At 65.9% G+C, this 11152-nt stretch carries 13 protein-coding genes and 2 tRNA genes; 10 read left to right on the top strand and 5 right to left on the bottom strand.

Translation table 11 applies throughout. The features are described 5' to 3' along the window. Window positions 1-190: 190 nt before the first annotated feature. Together AACH06_RS17610 and AACH06_RS17605 are read right to left on the bottom strand one after the other, a co-directional pair. Window positions 191-1081, bottom strand: a complete 891-nt coding sequence (locus AACH06_RS17610) for an aldo/keto reductase (protein ID WP_341427056.1) — start codon at window positions 1079-1081, stop codon at window positions 191-193. Then, window positions 1081-1671, bottom strand: coding sequence for a peroxidase-related enzyme (locus AACH06_RS17605; RefSeq protein WP_341427055.1), 591 nt, complete (start codon window positions 1669-1671; stop codon window positions 1081-1083). Before AACH06_RS17605 ends, AACH06_RS17610 begins: the two co-directional genes overlap by 1 nt. 145 nt (window positions 1672-1816) lie before the next feature. Here AACH06_RS17605 and tolB point away from each other — a divergent pair, with 145 nt between their 5' ends. The 9 genes from tolB to AACH06_RS17560 all read left to right on the top strand — a co-directional run bounded on the left by tolB (window position 1817) and on the right by AACH06_RS17560 (window position 7499). Next, entirely contained in the window at window positions 1817-3097 is a 1281-nt protein-coding gene (gene tolB, locus AACH06_RS17600; protein ID WP_423222049.1) for a Tol-Pal system beta propeller repeat protein TolB, read from the top strand. A gap of 73 nt (window positions 3098-3170) precedes the next feature. Next, on the top strand, window positions 3171-3707 hold the full coding sequence (pal, locus tag AACH06_RS17595) for a peptidoglycan-associated lipoprotein Pal (RefSeq protein WP_341427054.1): 537 nt from the start codon (window positions 3171-3173) through the stop codon (window positions 3705-3707). A 4-nt stretch (window positions 3708-3711) separates the two neighbouring features. Then, window positions 3712-4497, top strand: a complete 786-nt coding sequence (gene ybgF / locus AACH06_RS17590) for a tol-pal system protein YbgF (RefSeq protein WP_341427053.1) — start codon at window positions 3712-3714, stop codon at window positions 4495-4497. Window positions 4498-4558: 61 nt separating this feature from the next. Beyond that, window positions 4559-5359 (top strand): tRNA threonylcarbamoyladenosine dehydratase, encoded by an 801-nt coding sequence (locus AACH06_RS17585; protein ID WP_341427149.1) that lies wholly within the window; start codon window positions 4559-4561, stop codon window positions 5357-5359. A 14-nt stretch (window positions 5360-5373) separates the two neighbouring features. Then, window positions 5374-5449 (top strand) — tRNA-Lys (locus AACH06_RS17580). 139 nt (window positions 5450-5588) lie between these two features. Beyond that, window positions 5589-5664, top strand: a tRNA-Lys gene (locus tag AACH06_RS17575). Window positions 5665-5857: 193 nt separating this feature from the next. Continuing rightward, entirely contained in the window at window positions 5858-6349 is a 492-nt protein-coding gene (locus AACH06_RS17570) for a DUF421 domain-containing protein (RefSeq protein WP_341427052.1), read from the top strand. A gap of 192 nt (window positions 6350-6541) precedes the next feature. Continuing rightward, window positions 6542-6751 carry a hypothetical protein gene (locus AACH06_RS17565; protein WP_341427051.1) on the top strand — a complete coding sequence of 70 codons (210 nt, stop codon included), beginning with the start codon at window positions 6542-6544 and terminating at the stop codon, window positions 6749-6751. Between the two features lie 208 nt (window positions 6752-6959). Then, window positions 6960-7499 (top strand): hypothetical protein, encoded by a 540-nt coding sequence (locus tag AACH06_RS17560; RefSeq protein ID WP_341427050.1) that lies wholly within the window; start codon window positions 6960-6962, stop codon window positions 7497-7499. Between the two features lie 55 nt (window positions 7500-7554). Here AACH06_RS17560 and AACH06_RS17555 read toward each other — a convergent pair whose 3' ends face one another. After that, the gene (locus AACH06_RS17555; protein ID WP_341427049.1) at window positions 7555-7776 is read right to left on the bottom strand and encodes a hypothetical protein; all 222 of its coding nucleotides are present in this window, start codon (window positions 7774-7776) and stop codon (window positions 7555-7557) included. A 54-nt stretch (window positions 7777-7830) separates the two neighbouring features. Further along, complete coding sequence (locus AACH06_RS17550; RefSeq protein WP_341427048.1) at window positions 7831-9321, bottom strand: tetratricopeptide repeat-containing sulfotransferase family protein; 1491 nt, start codon at window positions 9319-9321, stop codon at window positions 7831-7833. A 128-nt stretch (window positions 9322-9449) separates the two neighbouring features. Here AACH06_RS17550 and apbC point away from each other — a divergent pair, with 128 nt between their 5' ends. After that, window positions 9450-10541: an iron-sulfur cluster carrier protein ApbC gene (apbC, locus tag AACH06_RS17545; RefSeq protein WP_341427047.1), complete on the top strand. Its 1092-nt coding sequence runs from the start codon at window positions 9450-9452 to the stop codon at window positions 10539-10541. Window positions 10542-10582: 41 nt separating this feature from the next. Here apbC and AACH06_RS17540 read toward each other — a convergent pair whose 3' ends face one another. After that, entirely contained in the window at window positions 10583-11134 is a 552-nt protein-coding gene (locus AACH06_RS17540; protein WP_341427046.1) for an Mpo1 family 2-hydroxy fatty acid dioxygenase, read from the bottom strand. Window positions 11135-11152 lie beyond the last annotated feature (18 nt).

Below are 11152 nucleotides of genomic sequence, written 5' to 3'. Positions count from 1 at the left end.
GGACAAAGCGCGGTCTCACCGCGTGTCATGCAGTCCGAGCATAGGCCATGCAATCCAGGTAGCCAGGCGGGTTGCTTGAGTCGCCACAAGTCGAGAGCCCCATCGCGGGCCGTTGTCCCGTCAGCGCCTTTCGATTCAAGCCCCTCAGTACGACATCGTCCTGCTCTGAGAACGTGGCCGGCGCGGCCGGTCAGGGCACCTCGTGGCCGGTCGAGGCCGACCAGATGCGGTACCAGTCGTCGGGGTTGAGCGTGAGCTTCAGGGCCGCGACCGCCTCGTCGGTGGCACTCAAGCGGCGCGAGCCGACCACCGGAATCGGCCGGCTGGGCAGGCGCATCAACCAGGCGATGGCCAGCGTGGTGGTGGACACCCCGAGCCGCGCGCCGATCTCCCCCATCACCCAGCGCACGCGGTGCGCGGCAGGGCTGTCTTCGTTGAACAGGCGGCCGCCGGCCAAAGGCGACCAGATCATGGGCCGCGCCCGCAGGCGTTGGGCCTGATCGAAGGTGCCGTCGTGGATGGCGCCCATCTGGAGCGGTGAGCACTCCACCTGGTTGGTTTCGAGCGCAATGCGGCTGTGGAGCAACTCGAACTGCTGCACCGTGAAGTTCGAGGCGCCGAAATGCAGCACTTTGCCGTCACGGCGCAGCCGCTCGAAGGTGGCAGCCACCTCGTCGGCATCCATCAGCGCGTCGGGGCGGTGAATCAGCAGCAGATCGATCCGGTCGGTGCGCAACTCGCGCAGGCTGTTCTCGACCGACGCGATGATGTGGGCGGCGGAGGTGTCGTAGCAGTGCGTTTCGTGGGCGGGGCGGGCCGGGCCCGTCAACTTGATGCCGCACTTGGTCACCAGCTGCATCCGGTCACGCAGACCGGGCGCCTGTGCCAGCACTTCGCCGAACAAGCCCTCGACGCGGTAGCCGCCATAGATGTCGGCGTGGTCGAAGGTGGTGAGCCCTCGCTCGAGGTTGCCTTCGATCCAGGCCTGTCGCTGGCCTACGTCGAACCCCCAATCGCCCAGGCGCCAAGCGCCGGCGACCAGGGCGGACATCTGCAGGGAAGCGGGTGAGAGGTTGGTCATCACTTCTGCCGCGGCACGCGGCCCATCAGGTAGAACTCATCGTTCGGGCGCAGGCCGATCAGGTTGGCCATGCGGTTGGAGAGGCCAAAGAACGCAGCGATGGCGCCGATGTCCCAGGCGTCTTCATCGCTGAAGCCGTGGGCCTGCAAGGCGGCGTAGTCGGCTTCCTCGATCTGGTCGGCGTGCAGGCACACCTTCATCGCGAAGTCCAGCATGGCCCGCTGACGGGGCGTGATGTCGGCTTTGCGGTGGTTGGTGGCGATCTGGTCGGCGATCAGCGGCTTCTTCTCGTAGATCCGCAAGATGGCCCCGTGCGCCACCACGCAATAGAGGCAGCGGTTGGCGCCCGAAGTGGCGACGATGATCATTTCCCGCTCGCCTTTGCTCAGGCCGCCGCCGTCCTTGAGCAGCAGGGCATCGTGATAGGCGAGAAAGGCACGCATCTCGGCGGGCCGGTGGGCGAGCGCCAGGAAGACATTGGGCACGAAGCCGGCCTTTTCCTGCACTTCGAGAATGCGCGCGCGCAGGTCCTCGGGCAGGTCGGCCACGGCCGGAACGGGGAAGCGGCTGATGGGAGGGGGGTTACTCATGGTCACGCACAAGGGGCAAACGCCAAGGGCGTGATGGTAGGCCGGTCAAAGCCTCACCCCTAAAATGCGCGGCGCCATACTTTTGGCGAACGCAACAAGAAAGCCGGGGGGAACCTTCGGCCACAGCATGACTCGATCTGCCGCTATGTGGTCCCGACGACAGTGGATGGGTGCGCTCGGCGCCCTGGGTGGTGCCGCCGCCTTCTCGGCGCGGGCTGAATTCCGCGTGGAAATCTCCGGTATCGGCGCGACGCAGCTGCCGATCACGCTGCTGCGCTTCCGTGGCGAAGAGCTGGGTGGTGACAACCTGGTGTCGGCCATCATCCGCGCCGACCTGGAGCGAAGCGGCGCCTTCAAGTTTGTCGAGTCCCCGTTGACGATCGACGAAACTGGCTCGCCGGGCTTTCCAGACCTGCGCAGCCGCGGTGCCGATGCCCTGGTGGCCGGCTCCGTCAGCAAGCTGGTCGATGGGCGCTTTGACGTGCGCTACAAGCTGTGGGATGTGGTCAAGGGTGTCGACCAGGGCGGGCAGAGCATGGCGGTGCAGGCGGCCGACCTGCGCCTGGCCGCCCACCGGATCGCTGACGCGATCTACGAAAAGCTCACCGGTGAAAAGGGCGTGTTTGCGACGCGCATCGCCTATGTCACCAAGGGCGGCGGGCGCTACACGCTGCGCGTGGCGGATGCCGATGGCGAAGGCGGCCAGGTGCCGTTGACCAGCCCCGATCCGATCATCTCGCCCGCGTGGTCGCCTGATGGCCGCGAGCTCGCCTACGTGTCTTTCGAGACGCGCAAGCCAGTCGTGTGGGTGCAGGACATGGCCACCGGCCAGCGGCGCCAAGTGGCCAACTTCAAGGGCTCGAACAGTGCGCCGGCCTGGTCGCCCGACGGTCGCCAGCTGGCCGTGACCCTGTCTCGCGACGGGGGCTCGCAGCTGTTCCTGCTCGGGCGCGATGGCAGCAACCCACGCCGCATCACGCAGAGCCACGCGATCGACACCGAACCGTGCTTCAGCCCGGACGGAGCGTCGATCTATTTCGTGAGCGATCGCGGGGGAAGCCCGCAGATCTATCGCATGCCGGCGGGCGGCGGCAACCCGGAACGGGTCACCTTCCAGGGTAGCTACAACGTCAGCCCGGCCATCAGCCCCGACGGCCGAACGATGGCCTTCGTCCAGCGCACCGGTGGTGGCGGCTTCAAGGTGATGACGATGGATCTCGGCAGTGGGGCCGTCCAGTCGGTGAGCGACACCAACGACGATGAGAGCCCGAGTTTCTCGCCCAATGGCCGATTCATCATCTTCGCCACCCGCGCCCAAGGGCGTGAGCTGTTGATGACCACCACCCTGGATGGCAAGATCAAGACGAGGCTGTTGACAAGCGGCCTCGACATCCGCGAGCCGGTCTGGGGCCCCTACGGCCGCTGAGCCGGCGGTGCCGCCAGATACATCGCTTTATTCACGTCGACAAAGTAGTCACGTCAACACGAAGGAGAGAGCCGTGAAGGTCAAGAGGAACGTTGGGGCCGCCGCGCTGTCGGCATTGGCATTGGTCTGGCTGGCAGGCTGCAGCACCACCAAGCTGGAGGAGCCGGCGCCGGTGGAGAGCCGCACCACCACGGACAACAACGCCAACGCGAACACCACCAAGCCGGCGGAAAGCGCCGTGAAGACGGTGGACTTGGGTGCCAACGCCGTGCCGCCCGCTGGCCTGGGACGCACGGTGTATTTCGATTTCGACAGCTTCGTCGTCAAGGACGAGTTCCGCCCGATCGTCGAAGGCTATGCCAAGTACCTGGGCGCCAACAAGGCCAAGAAGATGCTCATCGAGGGCCACACCGATGAGCGCGGCAGCCGCGAGTACAACCTGGCACTGGGTCAGAAGCGCGCCGAAGCCGTTCAAAAGGCCATGCTGGTGGTCGGCGCCACCGACGGCCAGCTCGAAGCGGTGAGCTTCGGCGAAGAGCGGCCTGCGGCCCAAGGCAGCGACGAAGCAGCCTGGGCGAAGAACCGTCGTGCCGAACTGAAGGATCGCTGATCCCATGCTGCTGGCCTCCCGACACATGCTGCGCGCCGTCTCGTTGGGCGCGCTACTGGCCGTCTGGCTGCCCGCGCAAGCGGGCCTGTTTGACGACGATGAAGCGCGCAAGGCGATCCTCGACCTGCGCAGCAAGGTGGCCACGGGCGACCAGCAGCGCGGCGAACTGGCTGCGCAGGTCAAGCAATTGACCGAGCAGTTGCAGAACCTGCAGCGCAATCTGCTCGATCTGAACAACCAGAACGAGCAATTGCGCGCCGACGTGGCCAAGCTGCGCGGCGAAAACGAACAAATGCGGCGCGATGTCGCCGAGGTGCAGCGCTACCAGAAAGACATCGCCCAGAACGTGGACGAGCGCGTGCGCCGGCTTGAGCCGCAGCAAGTGTCGGTCGATGGCAAGGATTTCCTCGTCGAGGCGGAAGAAAAGCGCGCCTACGACGACGCCATGGCCGCGATGCGGGGTGGTGAGTTCGACAAGGCCGCGCCTGCGCTGGTCACGTTCCTCAAGCGCTACCCGAGCAGCGGCTATGTCGACTCGGTCCGCTACTGGCTGGGCAACGCGCAATACGGATTGCGGCAGTACAAGGACGCGATCGCCACCTTCCGCGCATTCGTGACGGCGGCGCCGGACAACCCGCGCACGCCAGAGGCGCTGCTGGCGTTGGCGAACTGCCAGGCCGAGCTGAAAGACAACAAGAGCGCCAAGCGCACGCTCGAAGAGCTGATTCGTCAGTATCCGAAGTCCGAAGCGGCCCAAGCCGGGCGTGACCGCGTCGTCACCTTGAAGTGACCGGCCATTGCTGAGCCCGAAAGACCCTGAGCATGCGGCGGCCACGGTGGCCGCCGCGCCGATGGATGCTGACCTGGAGCGCCGCTTTGGCGGGCTGAGGCGGCTGTACGGCCACGCGGCCTATGAACGGCTGCGTGGCCTGCGGGTCGCCGTGGTCGGTCTGGGCGGTGTCGGCTCCTGGGCTGTCGAGGCGCTGGCGCGCTCTGGTGTGGCGGAGCTGGTGCTGATCGATCTGGACCATGTGGCCGAGTCCAACATCAACCGGCAGATCCAGGCCACCGGCTCGACGCTGGGCATGGCCAAGGGCTTGGCCCTGGCTGATCGGGTGGCAGATATCCACCCCGGCTGCCAGGTTCGGGTGATCGACGAGTTCGTCGAAGCTGGCAATTGGCCCAGCTTGTTGCCGGGCCCGATCGACGCCTTGATCGATGCCTGCGATCAGGTGCGCGCCAAGGCCGCCATGGCCGCCTGGGCGCTGCAAGAGCGCGTGCCACTGGTGTGCTGCGGTGCGGCGGGCGGCAAGCGGCACGCTGAACGAATCGACATCGCCGACCTGGCCGCAGTGACGCACGACCCCTTGTTGGCGTCGATGCGGCAGCGGCTGCGTCGCGAACATGGCGCCACGAAGGCAGGGCAGGGCGCCATCGGCGTGCGCTGTGTGTTCTCGCGTGAGAGCGTCGCACCCCCGGCGGATGCGACGTGTGACACGGCCGGCCGAGACAGCAGCCTCAATTGCCACGGCTACGGCTCCACCGTCACCGTGACAGCCAGCTTCGGGATGGCAGCTGCCGGCGAAACGATTGCGTTGTGTCTTGCGCGACACGGATCTTCCCCATCTCGTCAAACTGGTGCTATGATCTAAGGCTCTGCCGGAAAGGGTTGTTAGCTCAGTCGGTAGAGCAGCGGACTTTTAATCCGTTGGTCGCAGGTTCGAATCCTGCACAACCCACCACCCGCTATCGCGCCGCCAAGTGCGCAGTTGCAAGTTTCTTCGGAAATCTGTGGCATGATAGAGGGCTTGACGAGAAGCTGAGGCCGAGGGCTTTGGTTTCGAGTCAGCGGTCGAAAGACGGCACCGGTCGAAAGACTCAGGGCTCTTAGCTCAGTTGGTAGAGCAGCGGACTCTTAATCCGTTGGTCGTAGGTTCGAATCCTACAGGGCCCACCAAATTTGAACGAAGAAGGACTTGTCGCGAGGCAAGTCCTTTTTTCATTGGGGCCTCTGTTGAACTGGCCCCCCGCTTCGTCTGTCGGAGCTTCGTTGAGGGGTTGCCCTCCGACGCGTGCATGGCCCGGTCTCCGACACCGCGGTCAGTCGCGCCGATCTATCTTCATGTCAACTCGGTTTCGGCCCGGCTGTCATGGATGGATCCACGCTCTTCGCCTTCTCCGTTTCGCCGTGGGAGTTGGTGCTCCGGGGAACGTTGATCTATGTGTTCCTGTTCCTGGTGTTCCGCTTCGTGTTGCGGCGCGATGCCGGGTCGATTGGCCTCTCGGACTTTCTGTTCGTCGTGTTGATTGGCGACGCGGCGCAGAACGGGATGATCGGCGAGGCCACGTCGTCGGCAGACTCGATGCTGTTGATCGCGACGTTGGTGGGATGGAATGTCTTGTTGAACTACCTCGCCTATCGCTGGCCAGGATTCGAGCGACTGGCGATGGGGCAGCGTCTGTGTTTGTTCCGATCCGGGCAGTTGAACCGGCGCGCCATGCGGCGTGAACTCATCACCACGGAAGAGCTGAAGCAGACGCTGCACCGGGAGGGCGTTCGAGGCTTCGATGAGGTTGATCTCATCTATCTCGAAGCCAGTGGCGAGGTGACGGTGATACCCAAACAGCCACCATCCCCCTGAGCGCTGATGCTCCGGTTGGGGTCACCTCGTCAGCCTGTGTGATCTGCGCTGTCCGTGCTGGATCACCACTCGTCGCTCTACCTTGCAGCTCAGCGCTTGGCCCACGCCAGCCATCGCATCGGGGTCGCGCTGCGGCGCGGCGTTTTCTACAGTGCACTCACTCGATTCCAGTGACTGCCCAGGAGCCCCGCCATGCACACCTCAACGCCTCGCTTCATCTTCGGCAAGCAGGAACTCCAAGCCCGCCGCGCGGCTGCGGGTGTGGCGCTGGTGATGACGCTCAGCCTGCTGTCAGCCCTGGGCCAGCTCGCGAACGACCGCTATGACGACGCGCTGATGGCCCAGGCCGACGAGGCTCCGACGCAGGTGGTGGTGGTGAGCGCGTCCCGTTGGCCTGCGTGATGCCGTCGGTGGGCATCGGCCGCCCTTCGCAGGGTTTTCGCGGCAGTGCCATGATGCGGGTGTGAATACCCCCTCGAGCGATTCTTCTCGCGCCGGCCGTTCGCGTGCCGGCTTGCCCGCCATACGACGCGTCCCAGAAACACCTCCAGGTGAATCGGCTGGTGTCGCGGCCCGCGTTGGCCAGGCGATTCTTGGGTTTGTGGGGGAAGTGCCGCGGACTTCGGTTCAGCCGACCGGTCATCCCGCCGAGGCGGCGCGGCAGACGGCCGCCTCGGCTGCCGCCAAGGCGGCGGCCGCTGCGGGCACCCTGGCCCTGCCGCCGGGGCCGCTGGGATGGTTGACGATCCTGCCCGAGCTGCTGGCGGTTTGGCGCATCCAGGCCAAGATGGTGGCCGACATTGCCGCCCACTACGGCAAGTCCGCCAGCTTGACCCAAGAGCAGATGATCTACTGCCTTTTCAAGCACACGGCTTCGCAGGCGGTGCGCGATCTCGTCGTTCGCATGGGTGAACGCTTCGTGGTCAAGAAGGCGTCGCTGAAGGCGCTGCAGATGGTGGCGCAACGCATCGGGGCCAAGGTGACTGAGCGCGGCGTTTCGCACGGCGCTTCGCGGTGGCTTCCGGTGGTGGGGGCGCTGGGCGTCGCCGCCTATGCCTACTACGACACAGCGCAGGTGGCCAAAGCGGCCATCGAGCTCTTCGAGCGCGACATCGAGTATCTGACCGAGGCCGAGCCTCAGGCTCATTGACGCACACAGCCACGCCTGTGGCGCAGAGCCCAGTGTGCGTGGCCACGCGCACAGATCAGTCCACGGCGATCCAGTAGACGTGGCCCTGTTGACAGCGGTACTCGGCCAACGTCCGGCCCGCCTCCTGGCGGGTCGTTCCGGTGGCGGTCATCGCCGTCTTGTCCAGCGGGCAAGGCGGCACTTCCACGGCCGCCGGGAGGCCTGCCCACATCCAGGCGGCCATCAGCACCCCAGGCAGGGCGCGGCGGGACGGAATGGAAAGGTTCGGCTCCAGCATGGATGAATGCACCTCCGCCCCTTCGGGGGCAAGGTGCGTTCCCGAGCCCACCCCTCAGAGTGCGGCGTCTCCGAGCTGGTGTCGAAGCTCATCCACCAGCGGGCCCACGTATTTTTCGTAGTGGTGCCAACGGCCGGATGAGCGGGTGTACAGCGGCTGCCGCACCTGCCAGACACTCGCGGTCTTGACGACGGTCGGCTGCTGGTGGAAGTTCAGGCAGGCGTCTTCCCATTTCAAGCCCAGGCTGCCGAGCAGTCGGCGCAGGACCGGCGCCGGGTCTGTCACCAGTGCGTCGTAGTCGACGTCGTGGATGTCGTCGCCATAGAGCGTCTTCCAGTGCTGCATCAGCCGGCTGTACTGGCCGTACCAGTGCCCAATGTCGGCCAGGTCGAGCGCATAGGGCATCGAATGGCTCAGGTGCAGGAAGAAGACCGCCAAGCCGTTGTCGATCGGGTGCCGGCGCGTGTGGACGATGTGGGCATCCGGGAACATGGCCTTGATGAGACCGATGTACAGAAAGTTGTCGGGTCGCTTGTCGGTCAGATAGATGGCGTTCGGGTGCAGTCGGCTCGCCGTGGCCAGGTAGCGCTCCCGCATACGCTCAATCACCGCCGGCGTGATCGGCAGATCGCGCTCACCCAGGTCGGGAAGGTGTTGTTGCACAAGGACCTGCACCAGGTCCAGCTCGCCACCTGCCGTCACCTTCGAGTGGCTGGCGAGCATCTGCTCGACCAGCGTGGAGCCAGAGCGGAACATGCCGCACACGAAGATCAAGCCCGCGCCACTGGCTGGCCCGCCTTGCGTCCCGGTGCGCGGTGCAGACGTCGGAAACATGCTGATCAGCCGATCGACCAGCCGCTCGTGCGCGGCTCTGTCGTAGCCGGATCCGGGCGCGGCAGACTCCCTGCTCGCCGCGTTGGCCGCCCGGTAGGCGGCGAATGCATCGTCGTAAGCCTCGACTTTGTCGAGCGCAGCGCCCAGGCTGAAGCCCAGGTCCGCACGCTCGGCGGGATGGGCGTTCTGGCGCGTCACCGCTTGGCGCAGGCGCTGAATCAACGGGTCATCCGGGCCGGACAACGGTTGGATGGTCGACAGGCGCGCGAGCGCCAATGCGTTGTACGGATCGATGAACAGCGCCCTGCTGTAGTGGCCGATGGCGCCAGACGCGTCCCCGCGGTGTTCGCAGATGTTGCCGAGATTCAGCAGCGCCGGCACATACCGCGGGTTCAACTTGAGCGCCGTGTGCAGCTCACGCTCGGCATCGACGGGGCGCGCCAAGTGGTCGACAAGGATCACGGCCCGGTTCAGGTGCACCTCTTCCGGCTGATCGGCATGGTGATCCAGCGCCTTCTGGTAGGCGGCGAGCGCTTCGTCGTAGTGCCGTACCCGACGCAGAAGGCGAGCCAGGTTGTACCAACTGTTGGGCGAGGCGGGACGCAGCGCCAAGGCGCGCTGGTAGGCATCGATGGCCGCCCGGGCCTGGCCGGCGCGTGCCAGTTGGGCCGCCTGGGCCAGCAAGGCGTCGACGTGGGAATCGGGGGGCACGAGTGTTCCGGTGACAGGAATGGAGTCGAAAGGGCCCATCAGCGTATGCGCAGGTGGCTCGGCTAGACTGCGTAGCTTACGTTGCCGCCAATGGTGGCACGTTGTCCCGCCCCACAGTCCTTCACACCATGCCCGTTTCCGAGACCGCGTTGACCGACGCGCTTCGCACCGTCGTCGACCCCCTGACCCAGCAAGACTTTGTCACGGGCAAGCAACTGCGCCATCTGCGCATCGACGGCGACAAGGTGTCGTTCGATATCGAGCTCGGCTACCCCGCCAAGAGCCAGTATCCGGCATTGCGGGCCGCCTTGACAGCCGCAGCGCAGGCGGTGCCCGGGGTCGGCCGTGTCGACGTGAACTTCAGCTTCAAGGTGGTCGCTCATGCGGTGCAGCGCGGTGTGGCGCTGCTGCCCAAGGTGCGAAACATCATCGCCGTCGCCTCTGGCAAAGGTGGCGTGGGCAAGAGCACGACCACGGCCAACCTGGCACTGGCACTGGCGGCCGAAGGTGCCCGGGTGGGCATTCTCGATGCCGACATCTACGGCCCCAGCCAGCCGATGATGATGGGGTTGGCCGGTCGACCTGAGAGCCAAGACGGCCAGACCATGGAGCCGCTCGAAAACCACGGCGTGCAGGTCATGTCCATCGGCTTCATCGTCGAGCCCAATCAGGCCATGATCTGGCGTGGCCCGATGGCCACCCAGGCGCTCGATCAACTGCTGCGGCAGACCAACTGGGGCGATCTTGACTACCTGCTGGTCGACATGCCGCCGGGTACCGGCGACATCCAGCTCACCCTGAGCCAGCGGGTGCCTTTGACCGGTGCCGTGATCGTCACGACGCCGCAAGACATCGCGCTGATCGACGCGCAGCGCGGCCTCTCGATGTTCGAGAAGGTGGGTGTGCCGGTGCTGGGCATCGTCGAGAACATGGCGGTTTACTGCTGCCCGAACTGTGGACACACCGAGCACATCTTCGGTGCCGACGGTGGCCGGAAGATGGCGCAGGAGCGCGGGGTCAGCTACCTGGGCGCCTTGCCGCTCACGATGAAGATCCGCGAGCAGGCGGACAGTGGCCGCCCGACCGTGGTGGCCGATCCCGATGGCGAAGTGGCTGGCATCTACAAGGCGGTGGCGCGACAGGTGGCCGTGAAGGTCGCTCAGAAGGCCAAGGATTTCTCGGCCAAGTTCCCCACCGTCACCGTTTCGAAGTCGACGTAGACGCAGGGGCGCGCCGTCGTGGAGCCGGGGGGCTGCCCGCCTCAGGCTGGCAATGCCAGATCGCGGACGTGCGTGGGCCCGGCGCGGCGTTCGATCTCGTCTCGCAGGCCGCGCAACAGCCCAAATGAGAACAGGGCCTCGGCCGTCACGAACTGCGGCCCGACCAGCAGGCCGATCAGGTCATCGGTGAACGCCGGCTTGCGGCCCTCGTACAGGTGGCCGAGGAACTGGATCACCCAACCCAGCAGGAACAGGCCCAGGCCCCAGGCCAGCCAAGTGACGGTGCCAATGCTGGCGGCCGGCCCGGCGAGCATCACCAGCACGCCGTTGACCAGGCTCACCGCCACGCCCAACAAGAACTCGCCCCGCGTCAGATACCACAGGGTCGAACACGTCCACAGCGCCACCGCGGGCGTCAACGCCAGAATGCCCGCGGGCGTGGACACGTCCAACACGGGCCGCGCCAGCAACACGCACAGTGCGAACACGATCATCGGGATGCCGACGAAGTGGGTGGCGATGTTGCGCCGGTCCCGGTGGTAGCGGGCGTACTGAACCAGCAGCTCGCGGGCCGGGCGAAAAGGTGAGGGCATGACAGCCTCCCGGGGTCG

The organism is Ideonella lacteola, from assembly GCF_038066555.1.
Taxonomy (GTDB): domain Bacteria; phylum Pseudomonadota; class Gammaproteobacteria; order Burkholderiales; family Burkholderiaceae_C; genus Ideonella; species Ideonella lacteola.
The sequence above is the reverse complement of the archived record's forward strand: the minus strand, read 5'-3'. Positions and strand labels throughout refer to the sequence as shown.

What these genes read in the sequence shown, in the direction of transcription:
- AACH06_RS17585 (WP_341427149.1), top strand. Translation starts at nt 4,559, where the DNA reads ATGGATGCTGACCTGGAGCGCCGCTTTGGCGGGCTGAGGCGGCTGTAC.
- apbC (WP_341427047.1), top strand. Translation starts at nt 9,450, where the DNA reads ATGCCCGTTTCCGAGACCGCGTTGACCGACGCGCTTCGCACCGTCGTC.
- AACH06_RS17605 (WP_341427055.1), bottom strand. Translation starts at nt 1,671, where the DNA reads ATGAGTAACCCCCCTCCCATCAGCCGCTTCCCCGTTCCGGCCGTGGCC.
- ybgF (WP_341427053.1), top strand. Translation starts at nt 3,712, where the DNA reads ATGCTGCTGGCCTCCCGACACATGCTGCGCGCCGTCTCGTTGGGCGCG.
- AACH06_RS17565 (WP_341427051.1), top strand. Translation starts at nt 6,542, where the DNA reads ATGCACACCTCAACGCCTCGCTTCATCTTCGGCAAGCAGGAACTCCAA.
- tolB (WP_423222049.1), top strand. Translation starts at nt 1,817, where the DNA reads ATGTGGTCCCGACGACAGTGGATGGGTGCGCTCGGCGCCCTGGGTGGT.
- AACH06_RS17555 (WP_341427049.1), bottom strand. Translation starts at nt 7,776, where the DNA reads ATGCTGGAGCCGAACCTTTCCATTCCGTCCCGCCGCGCCCTGCCTGGG.
- AACH06_RS17540 (WP_341427046.1), bottom strand. Translation starts at nt 11,134, where the DNA reads ATGCCCTCACCTTTTCGCCCGGCCCGCGAGCTGCTGGTTCAGTACGCC.
- AACH06_RS17610 (WP_341427056.1), bottom strand. Translation starts at nt 1,081, where the DNA reads ATGACCAACCTCTCACCCGCTTCCCTGCAGATGTCCGCCCTGGTCGCC.
- AACH06_RS17570 (WP_341427052.1), top strand. Translation starts at nt 5,858, where the DNA reads ATGGATGGATCCACGCTCTTCGCCTTCTCCGTTTCGCCGTGGGAGTTG.